The following is a 20698-nucleotide window of genomic DNA, read 5'->3' on the forward strand; positions in this document are numbered from 1 at the left end:
GTTTTTGTTAAATATCAAACGTTTTAGTGATTTTGAGTTAATATTAACAAATCGTTTCGTTAACTATTTTTTTGCATTGAAAAAGAATAAACGTTTAATACCTATAAGTGTCATTTTTTAATAGAAAAAGATTTTACTATTAAGTTGTATTTTGTTACTTTTGTCCGACTTTTATTCTGAACTAAATTCAGAACCAGACAAATTCTATATTATGAACATACACGAATATCAAGGAAAAGAAATTTTAGCAAGTTACGGAGTACGCACTCAACGCGGAATTGTGGCTAATAATGCGGTTGAAGCTGTAGCTGCTGCAAAACAATTAACTGCCGAAACTGGTACAGGATGGCATGTAATAAAAGCACAAATTCACGCAGGTGGTCGTGGAAAAGGTGGTGGAGTTAAGCTGGCAAAAAACTTACAGCAAGTTGAAGAGTTAGCAGAACAAATCATCGGAATGCAATTGATCACACCTCAGACTCCGCCTGAAGGTAAAAAAGTAAACAAAATTTTAGTTGCTGAAGATGTTTACTATCCTGGTGAAAGTGAAACTTCTGAGTTTTATGTTTCTGTTTTATTGAATAGAGGTACAGGACGCAACATGATCATGTATTCTACTGAAGGTGGAATGGATATCGAAGAAGTTGCTGAGCACACTCCTCACTTAATCTTTACTGAAGAAGTTGATCCTTCTGTTGGATTACAAGGTTTTCAAGCAAGAAGAATTGCCTTTAACTTAGGTCTTTCTGGAAATGCTTTTAAAGAAATGGTGAAATTCATCGACGCATTATACAATGCTTACATTGGTTCTGATGCTTCTATGTTTGAAATCAACCCGGTTTTAAAAACATCTGATAATAAAATCTTAGCTGTGGATGCTAAAGTGAATATCGACGATAACGCTTTATACAGACAAGCTAAATATGCTGAAATGAGAGATATCCGTGAGGAGAATCCAATCGAAGTTGAAGCTAAAGAAGTAGGTTTGAACTATGTAGATCTTGACGGTACTGTAGGATGTATGGTAAACGGAGCTGGTCTTGCAATGGCAACTATGGATTTAATTAAATACGCTGGTTTTGAGCCTGCTAACTTCCTTGACGTAGGAGGAACTGCTGATGCAAAACGTGTTGAAACAGCTTTCAGAATTATCTTGAAAGATCCAAACGTAAAAGCTATCTTAATTAACATCTTCGGAGGAATCGTTCGTTGTGACCGTGTTGCTCAAGGTGTTGTTGATGCTTACAAAAACATGGGTGATGCTATTAAAGTGCCAATCATTGTTCGTTTACAAGGAACAAATGCTGAAATTGCAAAAGAATTAATTGACAATTCTGGTATGCCAATTTTATCAGCTGTTCAATTCCAAGAAGCTGCTGACCAAGTTAAAGCTGCTCTTTCTTAATTAAATAAGAAATCAATTATATAAAAGATCCCTTCGATATTCGAAGGGATTTTTTTTTTGCAATTATGCCAAAAAACATTCCGTTTGAGAATATTTTTTAAGACAAAGTATATCGTAGAGACGCACAGCAGTGCGTCTACGCAAAGTATTTTTCATTATGGATTCACTAGACGTAGACGCACTGTTGTGCGTCTCTACAATAAAATGATATGTAATAAAAAAATCCCTTCGAATATTGAAGGGATTTTATGAAATAATGATATCTCAATATTGATTATTTCTTATTCTTACCGTTTTTGTAAACCACTTTTTCTACAACTGATGATTTTCCATTTCCTTTTGGGAATGATTTCTTCTTAGGTTTTCCAGCTGATGAACCCGACTTAGATGAACTTTGATCACCTCTGTATTTTTCAGAATCTTTTGGAGCAGCTTTAAACTCAGGTCTTTCTTTAGAAGTTTCTTTCTTCGGAATCTCTGCTTTATGTTTTGCTAAAACATCTGTTGGGTTTTTAGGATTTTCTTTAGTTCCTCTTAAATGAATAACCAATCCGTTTAAGAAGTTTCTTAAAACCTGATCGCCGCATTCCATATAATTAGGATGATCTTCAGCTCTGAAAAAAGCACCCAATTCTGATTTTGAAATTCTAAAATCTACTAATTCTAAAATCTCAACTATTTGGTCATCACGGAGCATCAAAGCCACGCGAAGTTTTTTAAGTATATCGTTATTTGTCATCGTTTATTTTTTGCAAAGGTACGGTTTAAAACAATTTGGACGATTTATTTTTTTGCCACGAATTGCACGAATTTTCTTGCCACAGATTAAAAAGATTATCGGGATTTATAAATTGCTTAAAAAAATCATTAAAACCATTTAATCTGTGGCAAAAAGTATGAAAATTAATTCGTGGAAATTAGTGTAATTCGTGGCAAACTTAAATAATATTAAGAATTTAAAACCACAGCAAGTTTATCTAAATCTTCTTTTAGATGATTGGCTGTAATTACAATTCGATTTAGCGGTTCAGCATTTTTAGTGTATTTAAAACTGGCAATAATAATCTTTTCATTTTTTAATTTTTCAACTAATTCTTTTGATAAGAGATAAATCAAAGGGTAATTTTTATCAAACTTAATATTGTTGTTTTTGATTAAAATCGAATCCACATACTTTAAATTCTCCAGTAGTTTGATGTGCTGCCAAGTATAAATTTCTGCAGCATCAGAAAGAGTTTGTACAAAAGCAGGGTTCATTCCCGCCGCACTTGTAAAAGTTTCCATTTCTTTTATTTCATTTATAAATCCAAAATCGCCGGCAATTACTCCTCCGGTTAATCCGAAAGCTTTTCCCAGAGACGAAACCATGATTTTTCTTTTAACTGGATATTGAATTGAGGAATATATTCCAGAACCATTTTTGCCTAAAATCCCAAAAGAATGAGATTCATCCAAAATTAAAGTAACTTCTTTATGAGTTGGAATTTGTTTTAAAAACGATAAATCAGCAGTCTTTGTTTCAAAAGTAGGAACACCATCGGTTAGAATCGTTATTTTCTCCCGTTTTGAATCCAATAAACGGTCATTTAATTTGTCATTAACAAATAACGGAAGACTATTTTCAATGCTGATTGCATTGTGCGTATCATTAAAATGAAAAAAACAATCTGTCTGCTTTTTCATTAGATCTATAACCAGTTTTCCAGCCAGCATTCCTGAAGAAACCGTAACAGTACTATCTGAACCTATGTGAGAAGCCAGAAACTTTTCTCCTTCATCGTAAGCCTTTAATTTGATATTGGCCGTTCTGGAACTTCCGTAAGTAGTTCCCCAATTAAGAATGTTCTTAATTACCAAATCCTGAAAACTTTTGTTTGTTGGCAATCCTAAATAAGCGGTTCCGCCAAAATACAAATACTGTTCTTGGTCAATTTCAATAATTCGGTCGGGAAATTTTTCTACTATCATTTTATAGAAGTGTAACTCCGGTTCCGTTCAGATCAGAATAACTCACAGCGCCATTTTTTATCGTTACTCCGGTTGCAATATCTTGTGCTAAAAGTAATGCGCCATCCATATCGACATAATCAAGCTGAGGTAATAAATGTGCAATTGCAGAAATTCCCACACTAGATTCCGTCATGCAGCCTACCATTGTTTTTAATCCCAATTTTTTAGCTTCTTCGATCATTCTTTTGCCGGGAGTTAAACCGCCGCATTTTACTAATTTTACATTTACTCCGTGAAAATGATTGTGACATTTTGCTACATCTTCTTCAATAATACAGCTTTCATCGGCAATTATGGGTAAAACAGAATGTTTAAAAACTTCTTTGTGGGCTTCCCAATTATCTGCTTTCATAGGTTGTTCGAGAAATTCAACACCTAGTTTTTTTAATTCAACGGCATTATTTATCGTTTCCTCAACGCCCCAGCCGCAGTTGGCATCGATTCTAAAAATAGCATCAGTATGTTTTCTAAGTTCTTTTACGATTGCAATATCTTCTTTGGTACCTAATTTAATTTTATAAATAGGCCAGGGAAGTTCCTGCATTTTTGAAACCATTTTTTCAATGGAAGCAATCCCGATTGTGTAATCCGTAAGCGGATTTCTTTCGGTTGTATAATTCCATAATTCGTATAACTTTTTGCCTTTTTTACGAGCATACAGATCATTATAAGCCAAATCTAAAGCACAAAGTGCAAACATATCCTCTTTTAAATACGGATAAATTTTTGCCCAAAATACATCTGGAGTTTCAGCATCAGTACTTTCAATAATGCTTCTGATTTTTTCTAAATCCTGCATCATCATTGGAACAGTTGTTTTGTAATACGGATTAGAAGTAGCTTCTCCAAAACCAGAAAAACCATCACTCTGCAATTCAACAATTAAAGAAGGTTGAAAATCAATTGATTCTCTTGAAATCGTGAAAGTGTGTTTTAGTTTTAGGTTGTATTCTCTTAAAATTAGTTTCATGATTTTTGTGCTATTTTTTTTATATTTTTCCTCAATAATTAAGCCAAAGAACCGCTTTTACAAAACCGTCCCTCCATAATTTTTCATTATGTTCACCGCCTTTTACCACTTTAGATTTCGTAAGATGAAGACAGTAACAACGTTTTGTATCCAATAACTTTTCCATTTTGGTCATGTCTTTTACCATATTTTCATCTTCTTTATCGCCGCATAAAAAGTAAAATTTGGTTTTAATTTTGGGTATCTTTTCAGTAAAAGTGAAAATGTCATTTGTGTACCAAAATGAAGGCGAAAAAACTCCGGCTTTGCCAAATACTTCAGGATATTTTAAAGCTCCATAATAAGAAACCAAACCGCCCAGTGAACTTCCAAAAATGATTGTATTTTTAGCTTTTGTTTTGGTTCTGTAGTTTTTATCAATATACGGTTTTAATGTTTTTACGATAAATTCTAAGTAATTATCAGCATTTCCTCCGCCGTATTTTTCGTTTTTAAAAGGAGTTAATTCTTCGATACGTTTTTCATTTCCGTGTTCAATTCCAACAACAATTACCTGCGCTTTTAAGCTGTCTAATTTCTCGTCGACATTCCATTCGCCTACATAAGAAGTTTTAGCATCAAATAAGTTTTGAGCGTCGTGCATATAAATCACGCTGTATTTTTTGGCTGAAGCCGAATAATTTTCAGGAAGATAAATCCAGATTTTTTTAGTAGTTTTTAGCTGAGGTGCTTCAATCGTAAATGTTGATACGTTTTTTGAAGCCGTACTTTGTGCATTCCCGTAAATCATCCAAAGAAGCATAAATATGAAAAATCTCCTCATCATTAGATTTTGTGTTTTTAATTAAAAGCAATAATTTAGCTAAAAATAACAAATTGATGAATACCGAAGCACAAAAGAAAAGTTTACTTTTAGAATTGATCGCCTTTTCTACTGTTGACGGGCAATTGCATAAAAGAGAGTATGATTTTATATGGCATGTTGCTCAGGAATTAAAGATTGATTTGAATGTTTTTCATGATTTATTTCATCAGGAAATAAAACCTGTAGTTATAAAATCAGAATTTCAACGCATTCAGCAGTTTTACAGATTGGCTTTGATTATGCACTGCGATGGAATTTTACATGAAAAAGAGGCAATAGGAATTCAGCAGATTGCAATTGAAATGGGATTAAACCCAAGTGCAGTAAAACGCATTTTAGATTTAATGAAAAAGGCTCCAAATGCAATGATAGAGCCTAAAGTTTTATTAAGAGTTTTTCAGGAACAACACAATTAAGGTAATTGTTCCTGTAATTTTTTGATATCGTCACGCAGTTTGGCGGCCTGCATAAAATCTAATTCTTTTGCTGCTTTTTCCATTGATTTTCGTTTTTCACGAATCATTTTTTCAAGATCAGCTTTAGACATATAAGCCGTTTCCGGTTCTGCTGCAACTGATAAAGTATGACCTAGTTCGTATTCTACCAAAGGATTTTTGGTAAAAGCACTTTCTATTTTTTTGTTTAATGCCTGTGGCGTTATATTATTTTCGACATTAAAATTGATCTGCTTTGTTCTTCTGTAATTGGTTTCATCAATTGTTCGCTGCATACTCGCTGTAATTTTATCGGCATACATAATGGCTTTACCATTTAAGTTTCTTGCCGCACGTCCAATTGTTTGGGTTAACGAACGATGATTTCTTAAGAAACCTTCTTTATCAGCATCCAAAATTGCTACAAGCGAAACTTCGGGTAAATCTAAACCTTCACGAAGTAAGTTTACTCCAATTAAAACATCAAAAATACCTTTTCGTAAATCCTGCATGATTTCGATACGCTCTAAAGTGTCTACTTCAGAATGGATGTAACGGCATCGAATGCTGACTTTAGTTAAGTATTTGGCTAATTCCTCGGCCATTCTTTTAGTCAAAGTTGTCACCAGAACTCTTTCATCTAATTCACAGCGCACCTGAATTTCTTCAATTAAATCATCAATTTGATTTAAACTTGGACGCACTTCAATAACCGGATCTAATAATCCCGTTGGACGAATAATCTGTTCCACATAAATACCATCCGATTTTTGTAATTCATAATCGGCCGGAGTTGCCGAAACATAAATTACCTGATTTTGCAAGGCTTCGAATTCTTCAAATTTCAAAGGTCTGTTGTCCATTGCAGCCGGTAAGCGGAAACCGTATTCAACCAGATTTTCTTTTCGGCTGCGGTCGCCTCCGTACATAGCGTGAACTTGCGAAACCGTAACGTGGCTTTCGTCAACAACCATTAAAAAATCACTTGGGAAATAATCCAATAAGCAGAAAGGTCTTGTTCCGGCTTGTCGTCCGTCAAGATAACGGGAATAATTCTCAATTCCGGAGCAATAACCTAATTCCCGAATCATTTCTAAATCGAAATTAGTTCTTTCTTCTAATCGTTTGGCTTCTAAATGTTTGCCTATTTCTTTAAAATAATCTACTTGTTTGACTAAATCCTGCTGTATTTCCCAAATTGCACCTTGTAATACTTCTGGCGAAGTCACAAACATATTGGCTGGGTAAATCGTCAGTCTTTTAAATTTCTCAATTACCTGAGAAGTCTTTGCATCAAAAGACTCTATTTCTTCAATTTCATCTCCAAAAAAATGAACTCTGTAAGCATCATCAGCATAACTTGGATAAATTTCAACCGTATCGCCTTTAATTCTAAAAGTTCCCGGATTAAAATCGGCTTCTGTTCTGGCGTATAAACTTTGTACAAGACTGTGCAGTAATTTAGTTCTCGAAATAACCTGATCTCTGCTGATCTCAATAACGTTCTTTTTAAATTCAACAGGGTTTCCAATACCGTATAAACACGAAACTGAGGCAACAACCAAAACATCACGTCGCCCTGAAAGCAGGGAAGAAGTGGTGCTTAAACGCATTTTTTCAAGCTCTTCATTTATAGATAAATCTTTTTCAATAAAAACGCCTGTTACGGGCATAAAAGCTTCCGGCTGATAATAGTCGTAGTAAGAAACGAAATATTCAACCGCATTATTCGGGAAAAATTGTTTGAATTCTGAATACAGCTGTGCGGCCAAAGTTTTGTTATGTGCCAAAACGATGGTAGGACGCTGTACTTCCTGAATAACATTGGCTACTGTAAATGTTTTACCAGATCCTGTAACTCCTAATAATGTTTGGTATTTTTCTCCATCAACTACACCTTGTGCGAGTTTTTGTATGGCTTGCGGCTGGTCTCCTTTTGGACTATATTCTGAAGATACTTGGAAATTCATTTGTTACTGATGAAAAGTTGGTTTTGTAAAGATACAAAGTTTGAATGCTATTTAAAAGGGTAAAAAAAATATGATTTGTGTAGTCCCTACGGGACAATTTTAAAATTTGACAACCATTTTTCTACCGATATTTAATCTCTACGAGATGATTTTTTCGAATTAATTTTAAGAAACAACTGAAATTTTTAAACCAAATTGATAATTTTCCCAACAAATAATTGTCATTAAAACATATCTCGTAGAGATTAAATATCGGTAGAAAAATAAACATTCATCCGTACAAATTGTCCCGTAGGGACTACATTTTATGATACAAGTTCGCCACGAATTTCACGAATTTTTACCAATTTATTTAATTGGATTATGCAAAATCAATTCGTGGAAATTCGTGGCAAATAATCTTATTCTAAAAAATTAATAACAGCATCATTTATAATTTTTGGCTGATCAATGGTCACAAAATGCCCTGCATCTTTTATGATTTTTGTTTTACTGTTGGCTAAGTGTTTTTGTGCACGTTCTAAACTTTCTTCAGAATTAATAACATCTTTGTCACCAATTAAAACCAAAACAGGATTATTGATTGATTCTAATTCTTTATCTGAAAATGGTGTCATTTTTAACATACTCGAATTTGATTTGGCGTATTTATTAGCCAAGTAAAATTGTCTGTTATAGATAGGACTAATTTTTTCCGGATGTGTAGAAAATGCTTTTAATGTTTTGCTGAATTTCTTTTCACTAGGAAAAAGTTTTAACATTAAAGCCGATGATGTTTTTCTGGGCTTGTCAATGAATTTAAAAGTCTGCGCCGGACTTAATAATACAATTTTATCTATAGAATTGGTTTTTTGCGTCGCCAGTAATGTTGCAATCCAACCGCCGCGAGAAGCACCAATGATGTCGAATTTCTTTAATTTATAATGATCGAAAATTTCGTTGTACCAAACGACAATTTCTTCTGAGGAAAGTGGTTTTGCGGTTAAATTGGATTTGTTGGGTTCCATCAAAAAGTCAATAGCATAAATGCGGTGATTTTTAGCCAAAGATTTAATATTAGGATACCACATCGTTGAACTGGCGTCCATTCCATGGAGTAAAACCAAATCTTTTCCGCTTTTTGGTCCAGCGATAATGATATGTGCAGTTCCAAAACTTGTTTTTACATTTTCTTCGGTATACGGGATATCCCAAAGTTTTAAAGCCTTGTTATAAGCAGTTTCATATTTTTGTTCTTCGCTTTTGGTTTTAAAAACGTAATCCTCAAATTTTGCCTTTTTGGTTGAAGCGCAGCTTGTTACTAAAAATAAGAGAATTGCTAATCTGGAGTATAATTTTGACATGGTTATAAGTTCAATTTGAACTTAAAGTTACGATTATAGAAAACAGGAATTGTATCAGAATTTTGTTTTAAAATATCATAATTACAATCTTGTTATACTTTTTTAGCTGTCAGATGATAGATTTGAACAAATGATAAAATCGCATTTGGAATAATAATCGGTAAAAGCCATTGGCTAAAATCCCTGTAATCTTTTAAAAAGATACCGTAAACTACAAAACATATACAGCCGAATAAATTTATGAGTCGAATTGTTTTAAGATCTTTTAGCAAAAATCCTCCAACAATAAAAACGGAAGCGAGATAACCTATGTATTCTGCCATGATTTTGATATTTAATAGTTTAGAACAAACCTACCAAAAGCATATAATAAAATCAAGAATTTGACTGAAAATCAGATGTATAGTTTTTTGTTTCAATTTAATTTTTTTCTAATATTTTTAGAAATACAATTTCTTTTCTAAAAATCTTTCTTTTGAAAAACTTGTAAGGATATCATAAGCACTTGATTCATTGTCTTCATGTCTTCTCCATACAAAATTAGCATACCAATCCGCAAACCAGATCATTTTGTTATTTGTGCTTTCTAAGAATTCGCACGAAATATCAATATTAATTCCATTTCCCCAGATTTCTGTCTTTATATAGTCTGGAAAACTCTCTCCATGACTAACTTTTATAGTTCTTTTGTCTAAAACAATCTTTACATTATCATATTTAATGATTTCAGGTTTAAGTAACAAACCAAGTACATAATTGTAAAAGATATTTTTATCCTTTCGGAGTGATTCAAAGACTTTTGATTTATTTACTGTAATTGAAATAATTTTAAATGAACTGCTCTTGGCAATTATCTTATTAGTTACTTGGGAAGTAATAAAAGCACAATGTTCAGGAAGAAAATTAGCTCCTTTTTTCTCTATGTTAGGAGTTAAATTATATTTTTTATAAATTTCTGAAATAAAGCGGGAAATGTATTTTTCTTCCTCACTAGATATAATTATACCGGTAATTGTAATAAATTTACTTGACCCACCATATCTATTCGGTTTATCAAACTTCCATCCTAAATCGCCACTTTCATCAATGTATATTTTCATGCCATAAAAAAAAGGGCTAAAAAGCCCTTTGGTATTTTAAAAATAGACCCTAAAAACGATGTATTTAGAATACATTTATGGTAGATGTTTCACCGCCACGTTGACTCAGGAATTACCTATTTAACGATGCAAATATAAGAATAAAAAATTAATAAATTTTATTTTGTAGGATTAATTTTAAATTTTAAAAGACTTTTGTTCTGCATTATTCAAAAAACTCCAAGCTACAATACGACTATTTTTCTGTCCTTGCGACATTTCAATTGTTTTGAATTCAACAGCATTTACCTTTTTCAAAGTTTTGTAAATAGAAGAAAGATTTTCTTTTTTAGAAACTAAAGTAGTGAACCATAAAACTTGCGAAGCATATTTTGCGCTTTCGTAAATCATTTGTGTTACAAAACCAATTTCACCGCCGGTGCACCACAATTCTGCATTTTGCCCTCCAAAATTTAAAACTGGATTTGTGTTTCTTTTTTCTTTTGGATTTAGATTGGAAACTTTTCTCGAAGTACTTTTATTGGCTTCTTCTGCCGATGCATGAAAAGGCGGATTACACATTGTAAATGTAAATCGGTCTTCGGAAATTATAATATTTTTAAAGATAAATCGGGATTCTGTCTGCTGTTGTAAACTGATTGCGTCAATTAATTTTGGATTAGCTTCGATAATTTTACTGCAGTTTTCGATTGCTTTTTTGTCAATATCAGTCGCAACAAAACTCCATTTGTAAATTGAATTCCCTAATATCGGATAGATTAAATTTGAACCCGATCCGATATCTAGTCCTAAAACAGAATTTCCTTCAGGAATTTGATTGTTGTTTGTTTCAGCTAATAAATCGGCTATGTAATGAATATAATCGGCTCGGCCAGGAATTGGCGGACAAAGATAATTTTTAGGAATATCCCAGTTTTGAATATCGTAATACGTTTGCAATAAAGCTTTGTTTAAAGTTTTTACCGCATTTGGATTAGCGAAATCAACAGTTTCGATTCCGTATTTATTGATGGAAATAAAAGCTTTTAATTCGGGACAATTTGAAATAAGAAGTTCAAAATCATATCTGGAACGATGAAGATTTCTTGGATGTAAATTGTCTTTTTGGGAATTGTTTTCTGCTTTCATTTTGATTTATTTCGCGGCAAAGGTACGCATTCCTTTTTTGGGATTAAAAATTCCGTAGGTATGATCTGTTTAATGTGCATCTTTGTGTAAACCGGATTGAAATCCGGCCTTACAATATAAACCGAGCCTTCGACTCTTTAATCAAAACATTCCATTAATAACAAATCACCGTTTGTGTGGTTAATTGTAACTAAGCCATCATTTGCCACAGAATTGCTGCTTCCGGTTCTGTAACCCATTGTTAAGGTGTCATTTTGCAGGGGATATTCTAAATTGGTAGAATAAATGCCGTTTACAACACCAATTGGGATTAAGGAAATTGGAGTTTTAGCAGTATACCATTTTTCGAATTTTGTTGGAAGCAAAAAGATTTTGGAATGATCGTCGAGAATTACAATTTTAAGTAAATCTCTGTAACGAACAATATTGGTTAAGTTAGTAATTGTGTGATCTGCACGTCTTCCGGTTGCCCAAACTACATTTACGGCTGGAATTTTTCTTTTAACTAAATAATCAAAAGCTTTTTCTAAATCGGTTTTATCCTGATCTGGCGTGTGAACAATTTCAAGTGGATATTGTGAAGTTTTATAAATTTCGGGATCAAAACCTCGGTCAAAATCTCCTAAAAGTACATCAACTTTAATACCCAATTCAATCACTCTTTCTATTGCCGAATCTAAAACGATAACGAGCGGAGACCATTCTAGCAATTGTCCTAATAATTCAGGATCGCAGGCCGCTCCGTTTGCAATTATTAAAGCTGGTTCCTGATCGTCGCGAACTATATGGTGTGATGACATGTGAGTTTTTTTGAATGTGCTACAAAGATACGGTTAGAATTTTAGATTGCAGATTTTAGATTTTAGATTTTTTCCAGCTTTGAAATAATCTAAAATCTGCAATCTAAAATCAGAAATCAAGTAATCGTCGATGGTAATTTATCTGTCCAACGTGATAAGCTAAATGAGTTGAAAGATGAACTAAGAAAAATCCGGTTGTCATTTCTTTTTCAAAAACGATTTCAGGATATATTTTATTTAAATCTTCTTCAGTTAAAATATCCAGTACATCATTTACAACTATAATTGTATTTTCGATTTTATCGATTAATTCTGATTTTGGAATATCTTTTAGGGAAAACTCTAAAGGACGATTTCGAATATATCCTGTTTTTCCAATTTGGGCTCCAATATAAGTATTGATGTTTCCAATTAAATGAAGCGTAAGATTTCCGGCAGAATTAGAAACGTTTTTATCAATTGCCCAAATTTGCTTTTCGAATTCGTATGATTCAATTTCAAATTTGAGTTTATTTAAATCCCTGTTAAAAAGTATTTTTAGTGTTTCGATTAACATATTTTTTATTTGAAGATTAAAAAGAATAATTTGTAGGCAAGCGGTTAATCTCTGTTTTTTATCGGAATCCAGATTTCTTCTTCTGATTCCGGATCTTCTTTTTTGTACTTATGATCCATAACGGCAAAATGCGGCCTGTCGTCAACTGTGTATTTTGAATTCGGAAGCCATTCTGCAAAAATTGTGTGATAGGTTTTATGTCCTTCAGAAGCAGGACCATAATGTATAAAAACGGCATATAAACCATCTGGAATAATTAATGTTTCCATTTCTGCAGGAACTTCGTCATAATTTCCGACTTCTACAGCAGCCCATTTTTGAAATGTTTTGTCTGGGTCAAAGTTATCAAAATGCCCGTGAGAAAACACTTCAAGCGAATATAAATTCTCATTAATTATGTTTCTGATTTGCTTTCGTTTTGGCATAAAATTACTCCATAACTGAAATGTTTTGTTTTCGATAAAAGACATTTCAATATGTTGTCCGATCAGTTTTTTCTCGGTTAAAGTTTCAATTCTGGCTTCCATGTTTTATTATTCTATTTTAAATTTTTTTGTCTGACTTTCGCTAAGCGAAAAATAACCTAAAGGATAATTTGCTTTATCGGTTGTATTAATGATGTTTCCTTTTACGGTTGCGGGCGGCGATTGAAAAGGCCCGCCAACATTACTGCCGGCAATACTTACTAAAATATTCATGTAATTATAGTATTGTTTTGAAATACCGAAATGTGTTATTTCTAATTCATCTCCAGCTTTGAGTTCGTCATCATCAGAAACACTAAAGAATTCATTACCCTGAAAAAACTTATCTTCATCAACATAAAAATTAGAAGTGACTTTATTAGAGTATACATATTTGTATAAATAGAAATTGTCTGCATCTGCAGGGTCATTAAAATAGGCTCTTATTTCGATATCTTTTCCTGTAAATCCACCTTCATTATTTTGTTCAATATGCGTTATTGGTGCAACAGATTTTAAAGTTTCAGATGCTGTATAGGTATTCCCTCCGCTAATAATGGTTAGTGTGTAAGTTTCGTTAATTTCAGGTGCAAAATTATTACATACATAACGTCCCGTTTTTGGAACTTCAGTAAAATTAAATTGCACGTTTTTACTGTTTCTAATATAAATAGTTGCTCCGGAAACCGTAGGAATCACCGATTCAAAATAACCTGTTGTTGTTGTTAATTTTACAACCTGCTGTTTTCCCATCGTGCCTTTTTGCCAGTTTATAGCTGCTTCGATAACTAATTTTGGAGGAGCAGTATCCAGTTCAACATCTACAACATCTTCACAGCTTGTGAAGAAAACCGATGTAAATAAGACGATTAATGCGATTACTTTTTTCATACTATATCTTTTTATTTTCTTTGCAGAAATGAAATTTAAAATTTGAAATTATAACTAACAGCCGGAACTATTCCAAAGATGGATAATCGTACCGCTTCATTTAAACCTGTATCAGAATTTTGCCTAAAGTTGATGGAAGCTGCGTTGCTTCGGTTGTATAAATTATAGATACTAAAAACCCATTCGCCTTTCCAGTTTCTACCTTTATTACTTCGAGGCGTTAAAGTTGCCGAAACATCTAAATGATGATAAGCCGGAAGACGATTTTCATTTCGAAGGCCATAACTTGGAACTGTAATTCCTAAATATTCATATTGTGCATTTGGATACGTAACCGGCTGCCCGGATTGCAAAGCGAAGTTAGCGCCAAAAGACCATTTTTCGTTTAAATTATAAGCAGATGTTATCGCCAAATTATGTGTTTTGTCATAAGGAGAACTGTACCATTGACCGTTGTTGATCCCGATTTCTTCAGGAGTTCTTCCGGGCGTTTGCTGTTCTGATTTTGATAAAGTGTAGGAAACCCAGCCGTTAAATTTGCCTTCGTTTTTTTTAACCATAATTTCTAAACCGTAGGCACGCATTCTTCCGTTCAGGATAACTTGTTCGATGGCATTATTGGCAATTAAATCGGCACCGTCAATATAATCTAATCTGTTCTGTATTTTTTTGTAATACGTTTCAACTTCCAGAGAATAAGCACCTTCTTTAATATTTCGGAAATATCCTAAAGCAACCTGATCTGCAATTTGCGGTTTAATATAATTGTCACTTGGCATCCAGACGTCGAGCGGAGTAGGAGATGAAGTATTTGAAATTAACTGAAGATACTGCGCCATACGATTATAACTCGCTTTTATGGACTGATCGTCATTTAATTGATACGATATCGAAAGTCTTGGTTCGAAATTATTATAATCCTGAATTACTTTATTTTTACCGAAATATTTTGTTGAAGTTGGAACTCCTTTTTCATAAACTTCTGTATCTGAATTGAAAACTACCGGACTATTATTGTCGTAATAATTTATGGTTGAAGAACCCAAACGATAAAATAAACTGTAACGTAATCCATACGCCAGCGTTATTCTTTTTGAAAGCTGATTCTCGGCATCTAAATAAATCGAAGGTTCAAATGCATATTTTTTATCTAATTGATCAGGATTAATTCCAGAAGAAGTATTACTTGGAATAATAGTTCCCGGATTGAATTCATAGTAAATACCGTTTACACCATAATTCAATTTGAATTTATCTGAAATATAATGTTTGAAATCATATTTGATATTATAGTTTTGAATTCCCGAATCCCATTTAAACCCAACATAATCCAAATCAAGACCGTAATAATAATCGCTGTAAATAAGAGATAAATTAGAGAATAATTTATCAGAATATAAATGATTCCAACGCAGGTTTAAAGTTGAATTTCCGTAAATATTAGTAAAACTTTTGTTTAAGCTGAAAACATCCCGCCCAAAATATCCGGATAAATATAAATTGTTAATGTCGTTTATTTTATAACTCAGTTTAGCATTTAAATCATAGAAATAAGCCGAATTATCTTTGTTATCTTCTGAAAGTTTTAAAAATAAATGGGCATAAGATCCTCTTCCGCCAATTAAAAAAGAACCTTTGTCTTTTACAATTGGACCTTCCAGAAGCAATCGGCTTGAAACTAAACCTATTCCTCCATTCATGTGAAAATCTTTACTGCTTCCGTCTTTTTGATAAATATCTAAAACAGAAGAAGCTCTTCCGCCAAAACGTGCCGGAATTCCGCCTTTATACAATTTTAAATCTTTAATAGCATCGGGATTAAAAACTGAGAAAAAACCAAAAACGTGAGAGGAATTGAAAATTGTTGCTTCATCCAGCAAAATTAAATTTTGATCTGCACCGCCGCCGCGAACATTAAATCCAGAAGCGCCTTCGCCTGCATTTGTAACTCCGGGAAGTAATAAAATTGATTTTAAGACATCGACTTCACCTAAAACTACAGGCATTTTTTTTATGGTTGAAATGGAGAGTTTGTTAACGCTCATTTCAGGAGATTTGATATTTATTTTCTTCTTATTATCTGTAATGACAACTTCCTGAAGTTCTTCGCCGCTTTCGCTGATGGAAAAATTGTTTTTGGTATTTTGGTTTAAAGTGATGGTTTGTTGAATAGTTTGATAACCCACATAACTAATTTCGATTTCATGTTCGCCGCGAGGAACTGTAATGGAATAAAATCCGTATTCGTTTGTTGTCGTTCCTATTTTTAAAGCCGGAATATAAATATTGACGCCAATTAAGGTTTCGTTATTTTTTGAATCTTTAATAGTACCGCTTAGCGTAAATTTATCCTGAGAGAAAGAATGAAGTGTGGTAAAAATAATGATAAGAAGGAAACTAATCTTTTTTGTAATCATCGTTTTGGTTTTGAGTTACATAGTTAGCAATTCTTACTAAATATTAGAGTCCAACTATTGTTAAACATTAGTTAAGAATAAAAAAGGCAGCCTGTAAAAGCTGCCCTTTTTGTTTATTTTTAAAAATACACAATGTGCATTTCTTATTTTATTTTTGCAATAATAGCATTGAATGTTTCACTAGGACGCATTGCTTTGCTTACTAACTCAGGAGTTGGCTGGTAGTATCCGCCAATGTTTTGAGGTTTTCCTTGTGCACCAATTAATTCTGCATCGATTTTAGCTTTGTTTGCTTCAAATTCTGCAGCAATAGGAGTAAAGATCGCTTTTAATTCTGCATCTTTATTTTGAGCAGCTAAAGCCTGAGCCCAGTAAAATGCAAGATAAAAGTGAGAACCACGATTGTCAATTTGTCCAACTTTACGAGCCGGAGATTTATCGTTTGCCAAGAATTTATCGTTTGCTTCGTCAAGAGTTTCAGCTAAAACAATAGATTTAGAATTGTCTAAAGTTTGTCCTAAATGCTCTAATGAAGCACCAAGAGCTAAAAATTCTCCTAATGAATCCCAACGTAAATATCCTTCTTCTGTAAATTGCTCAACGTGTTTTGGAGCAGATCCTCCAGCACCAGTTTCGAACAATCCACCACCGTTCATTAAAGGAACGATAGATAACATTTTTGCAGAAGTTCCAAGTTCTAAAATTGGGAATAAATCTGTTAGGTAATCACGTAAAACGTTTCCTGTTACAGAGATAGTATCTAAACCTTTGATGATTCTGTCTAAAGTAAATTCAGTTGCAGCAACCGGATTTAAAATACGGATATCTAAGTTTGTAGTATCGTAATCTTTAAGGTATTTTTGAACTTTTACGATCAATTCTCTATCGTGCGCTCTGTTTTCGTCTAACCAGAAAACAGCGGGAGTGTGAGATAAACGAGCTCTGTTTACAGCTAGTTTAACCCAGTCCTGAATAGGAGCATCTTTTGCCTGACACATTCTAAAAATATCGTTTGTTTCAACGTTTTGTTCCATTAAAACAGTTCCGTTTGCATCAACAACACGAACAACACCATCACCTTGTATTTGGAAAGTTTTATCGTGAGATCCGTATTCTTCTGCTTTTTGAGCCATTAATCCAACGTTAGGAACACTTCCCATTGTTTTAGGATCAAAAGCACCGTGTTTTTTACAGAAATCAATTGTTGCTGTATAAATACCAGAATAAGAACGGTCTGGAATAACTGCAATTGTATCTTGTGCCTTACCATCTTTGTTCCACATTTGTCCAGAAGTACGGATCATTGCCGGCATAGAAGCATCAACAATAACATCAGATGGAACGTGTAAGTTTGTAATTCCTTTATCAGAATTAACCATTGCTAAAGCTGGTCCGTTTTCGATAGCTTTCGTAATGTCAGCTTCAACTTCAGCTTGTTCAGGTCTTCCAGCAATTTTTGCGTAGATATCACCTAAACCATTTCTTGTATCAATATTTAATTCTGCAAATAAAGTTTCGTATTTTTTGAAAAGATCAGCAAAATATACTTCAACGATAGCGCCAAAGATAATTGGATCTGAAACTTTCATCATTGTAGCTTTTAAATGCACAGAAAGTAAAACTCCTTCTTTTTTAGCTTCTGCAATAGCATCAGCTGCAAAAGCTTTTAATTTTTTTACACTTAAAACAGAACTGTCAATGATTTCACCAGCTTTAAGCGGTGTACTCGCTTTTAAAACAGTTGTAGTTCCGTCTTTTGCAACAAATTCGATTTTTACATCGTTTGCTTCAGCAACAGTAAGTGACTGCTCACTTCCGTAGAAATCACCGTTTGGCATAGAAGCCACTTTAGTTTTTGAATCAGCAGACCAGGCACCCATTGAGTGTGGATTTGCTTTTGCAAAGTTTTTAACGGCTCTTGGCGCTCTACGATCAGAGTTTCCTTCACGTAAAACAGGGTTTACAGCAGAGCCTAATACTTTTGCATATTTTGCTTTAATTTCCTTTTCAGCATCGTTTTGCGGATCTTCCGGGAAATTTGGAACGTTGTAACCGTGAGATTGTAATTCAGCAATAGCCGCTTTTAATTGTGGTACAGATGCTGAAATGTTTGGTAATTTGATGATGTTAGCTTCTGGCTTTGTTGCTAATTGACCCAATTCAGCAAGAGCATCTACTGTTTTTTGAGCATCTGTTAAAGACTCAGGAAAATTAGATAAAATTCTTCCTGCCAAAGAGATGTCTCTAGTTTCAATAGCAATACCAGCTGTTGAAGTAAAAGCCTGAACAATAGGTAATAAAGAATAAGTCGCTAATAGAGGCGCCTCATCAGTTAAGGTGTAAAAAATTTTTGAATTCTGTGTCATTTTTTTTTTTTTTTTTTATAATCGTGTCGTCAAAGAATGGCGATGTAAAAGGTATGAGCTGGCTCAAAATGAGCGGAGCAAATATAATAAAAACAGTCCGAAAACGGTTTAGTTTTCCTGATAATTGCTTAAATTATCAGATTGCTAATACGATTTCGTAAAATTGCTAAATCGATGATTTTGATATTAAAAAATTACGGTTTTGATACTGCTTAAAATAAAGGCATAAAAAAAACTCGTTTCAAATAACATGAAACGAGTTTTTTATAACAGATTGATAAATGATTATCTTCTTTTATCTTTAATTTTAGCTTTTTTACCAGTAAGTTCTCTGAAGTAGAAAATTCTAGCTCTACGAACTGCACCTTTTTTGTTGATTTCGATTTTTTGTAAAGCTGGTAAGTTTACTGGGAAGATACGCTCAACTCCAATAGCTCCAGACATTTTACGAATCGTGAAAGTTTCTGTGTTACCAGAACCTCTTCTTTGAATAACAACTCCTTTAAAAAACTGAGTTCTTGTTTTTTCACCCTCTTTAATTTCGTAGAAAACTGTGATAGTATCTCCAGCTCCAAATTCAGGGAAATCTTTTTTAGCAACGAATTCGGTTTGAACGAATTTTAATAAATCTGCCATGATAATTTTATTATTATAGTTTAATAGAGTAACATTCACGGATCTCGCCAGAGGTTAGTCTAATTCGGGTGCAAATGTAGTTAAAAAAAATAAAATTCCAAATAAAATAAATTCCAAATTCCAATTTCTTAACTAGTTGATTAATTGGAATTTGGAATTTATTCAAGTAAATCCGGACGTCTGTTTTTTGTATGTTCGTAGGCTTTATCTTCGCGCCATTTGTCAATTTTGGCAAAATGTCCGCTGGTTAAAACTTCCGGAACTTTCCATCCTTTATAATCCGCAGGTCTTGTATATATTGGTCCTGATAGTAAATTGTCCTGAAAACTATCGGTCAACGCTGAGGTTTCATCGCTTAAAACACCAGGAATTAAACGGATTAACGCATCTGATAAAACTAATGCGCCCAATTCTCCGCCAGATAAAACGTAATCACCAATCGAAATTTCCTTAGTAATAAAATGATCTCTAACACGTTGGTCAACGCCTTTATAATGTCCGCATAAAATGATAATGTTTTCGTACATCGACATTTTGTTGGCCATTTTTTGGTTTAAAGTTTCACCGTCGGGAGACATATAAATAATTTCGTCATACTCACGCTGACTTTTAAGATGCGTAATACAATCATCAATTGGCTGAATTGTCATTACCATTCCCGCGCCGCCGCCAAAAGGATAATCGTCTACACTTTTTTGTTTATTAGTACTGTAGTCACGAAGATTATGAAAATGTACTTCGACCAAGCCTTTATCAATGGCACGTTTCATAATCGATGCCTCAAAAGGGCTTCTTAATAATTCAGGTAAAAGTGTAACAATGTCAATTCTCATTTTTTCTTCAATAATTTGGGCAAAGATACGAAGTTAAAAATGAAGATGTAATAGGTATAGTCCCTACGGGACAAAAAATCATGTCGATGCAAAATTTTCTATCGATATTTTGTTCCTAACGGAACAATTTGTTTTTGCATATATTGTTTTTATGGGCTATATAAAACCATCAATATTCTATTCTTTGTCTAGATGTATAGTCCCTACGGGACAAAAAAACTTACCGATATTTTTTTCTACCGATATTTTATCCCTAACGGGATATTGTATTGATTTTAATTGGAGTTTATTAAAATAGAATTATGCTAAAAAGTTCCGCTAGGAACATAATATCGGTAGAATAAAGATGGATGAGAATTCAAATGTCCAGTTAGGGACTATATCTTAAAATAAATAATAATGAAACGAATATTTTTTTGTTTGTATTTGAAAACTATCAAAAAGATATCCCTTTAGGGATAAGATATCGGTAGAAATAATGTTAGATATACGTTCAAATGTCCCGTTAGG

19 protein-coding genes are annotated in these 20698 nt (G+C 33.3%); 2 read left to right on the forward strand and 17 right to left on the reverse strand.

The features are described 5' to 3' along the window. The first annotated feature begins 211 nt into the window (after nt 1-211). Nucleotides 212-1405: an ADP-forming succinate--CoA ligase subunit beta gene (sucC, locus tag ACODSB_RS10245; RefSeq protein WP_073487296.1), complete on the forward strand. Its 1194-nt coding sequence runs from the start codon at nt 212-214 to the stop codon at nt 1403-1405. Nucleotides 1406-1679: 274 nt separating this feature from the next. Here the strand turns inward: sucC and ACODSB_RS10250 are convergent, their stop codons facing one another. From ACODSB_RS10250 to ACODSB_RS10265, 4 genes are all read right to left on the reverse strand, one after another. Beyond that, a complete protein-coding gene (locus tag ACODSB_RS10250) occupies nt 1680-2144 on the reverse strand; it encodes a DUF1456 family protein (protein ID WP_180856462.1) in 465 nt (154 codons plus the stop codon). A gap of 209 nt (nt 2145-2353) precedes the next feature. Then, entirely contained in the window at nt 2354-3373 is a 1020-nt protein-coding gene (locus tag ACODSB_RS10255) for an aminotransferase class I/II-fold pyridoxal phosphate-dependent enzyme (RefSeq protein ID WP_488936956.1), read from the reverse strand. A gap of 1 nt (nt 3374) precedes the next feature. Continuing rightward, complete coding sequence (locus ACODSB_RS10260; protein ID WP_488936957.1) at nt 3375-4385, reverse strand: dipeptide epimerase; 1011 nt, start codon at nt 4383-4385, stop codon at nt 3375-3377. Nucleotides 4386-4416: 31 nt separating this feature from the next. Then, nucleotides 4417-5211: an alpha/beta hydrolase gene (locus ACODSB_RS10265; RefSeq protein WP_488936958.1), complete on the reverse strand. Its 795-nt coding sequence runs from the start codon at nt 5209-5211 to the stop codon at nt 4417-4419. A gap of 53 nt (nt 5212-5264) precedes the next feature. Between ACODSB_RS10265 and ACODSB_RS10270 the strand changes: the two genes are divergently transcribed. Next, a complete protein-coding gene (locus ACODSB_RS10270) occupies nt 5265-5666 on the forward strand; it encodes a hypothetical protein (RefSeq protein ID WP_053471063.1) in 402 nt (133 codons plus the stop codon). Here ACODSB_RS10270 and uvrB read toward each other — a convergent pair. From uvrB to trmD, 13 genes are all read right to left on the reverse strand, one after another. Further along, nucleotides 5663-7654: an excinuclease ABC subunit UvrB gene (gene uvrB / locus ACODSB_RS10275; protein ID WP_053471062.1), complete on the reverse strand. Its 1992-nt coding sequence runs from the start codon at nt 7652-7654 to the stop codon at nt 5663-5665. The two genes, ACODSB_RS10270 and uvrB, sit on opposite strands and share 4 nt — an antisense overlap. Before the next feature lie 401 nt (nt 7655-8055). Continuing rightward, the gene (locus tag ACODSB_RS10280) at nt 8056-8997 is read right to left on the reverse strand and encodes an alpha/beta fold hydrolase (protein ID WP_488936959.1); all 942 of its coding nucleotides are present in this window, start codon (nt 8995-8997) and stop codon (nt 8056-8058) included. Nucleotides 8998-9089: 92 nt separating this feature from the next. Then, on the reverse strand, nt 9090-9320 hold the full coding sequence (locus ACODSB_RS10285; protein WP_488936960.1) for a uroporphyrinogen decarboxylase: 231 nt from the start codon (nt 9318-9320) through the stop codon (nt 9090-9092). A 117-nt stretch (nt 9321-9437) separates the two neighbouring features. Continuing rightward, entirely contained in the window at nt 9438-10097 is a 660-nt protein-coding gene (locus ACODSB_RS10290; protein WP_488936961.1) for a DUF3800 domain-containing protein, read from the reverse strand. 177 nt (nt 10098-10274) lie between these two features. Beyond that, nucleotides 10275-11225: a 23S rRNA (adenine(1618)-N(6))-methyltransferase RlmF gene (gene rlmF / locus ACODSB_RS10295; RefSeq protein WP_488936962.1), complete on the reverse strand. Its 951-nt coding sequence runs from the start codon at nt 11223-11225 to the stop codon at nt 10275-10277. Between the two features lie 137 nt (nt 11226-11362). Next, the gene (locus ACODSB_RS10300) at nt 11363-12025 is read right to left on the reverse strand and encodes a thiamine diphosphokinase (RefSeq protein WP_488936963.1); all 663 of its coding nucleotides are present in this window, start codon (nt 12023-12025) and stop codon (nt 11363-11365) included. Nucleotides 12026-12134: 109 nt separating this feature from the next. Further along, on the reverse strand, nt 12135-12581 hold the full coding sequence (locus ACODSB_RS10305; RefSeq protein ID WP_488936964.1) for a DinB family protein: 447 nt from the start codon (nt 12579-12581) through the stop codon (nt 12135-12137). Between the two features lie 44 nt (nt 12582-12625). After that, nucleotides 12626-13108: a GyrI-like domain-containing protein gene (locus ACODSB_RS10310; protein WP_488936965.1), complete on the reverse strand. Its 483-nt coding sequence runs from the start codon at nt 13106-13108 to the stop codon at nt 12626-12628. A gap of 6 nt (nt 13109-13114) precedes the next feature. Beyond that, complete coding sequence (locus tag ACODSB_RS10315; protein WP_180856452.1) at nt 13115-13936, reverse strand: DUF4249 domain-containing protein; 822 nt, start codon at nt 13934-13936, stop codon at nt 13115-13117. A gap of 35 nt (nt 13937-13971) precedes the next feature. Then, nucleotides 13972-16353, reverse strand: coding sequence for a TonB-dependent receptor (locus ACODSB_RS10320; RefSeq protein WP_488936966.1), 2382 nt, complete (start codon nt 16351-16353; stop codon nt 13972-13974). 143 nt (nt 16354-16496) lie between these two features. Beyond that, nucleotides 16497-18719 carry an NADP-dependent isocitrate dehydrogenase gene (locus tag ACODSB_RS10325; protein ID WP_488936967.1) on the reverse strand — a complete coding sequence of 741 codons (2223 nt, stop codon included), beginning with the start codon at nt 18717-18719 and terminating at the stop codon, nt 16497-16499. Nucleotides 18720-19004: 285 nt separating this feature from the next. After that, nucleotides 19005-19355: a 50S ribosomal protein L19 gene (gene rplS, locus ACODSB_RS10330; protein ID WP_053471187.1), complete on the reverse strand. Its 351-nt coding sequence runs from the start codon at nt 19353-19355 to the stop codon at nt 19005-19007. A gap of 158 nt (nt 19356-19513) precedes the next feature. Next, nucleotides 19514-20188 (reverse strand): tRNA (guanosine(37)-N1)-methyltransferase TrmD, encoded by a 675-nt coding sequence (gene trmD, locus ACODSB_RS10335; RefSeq protein WP_488936968.1) that lies wholly within the window; start codon nt 20186-20188, stop codon nt 19514-19516. Nucleotides 20189-20698: the final 510 nt, after the last annotated feature.

Source organism: Flavobacterium sp. FG68, assembly GCF_057808895.1.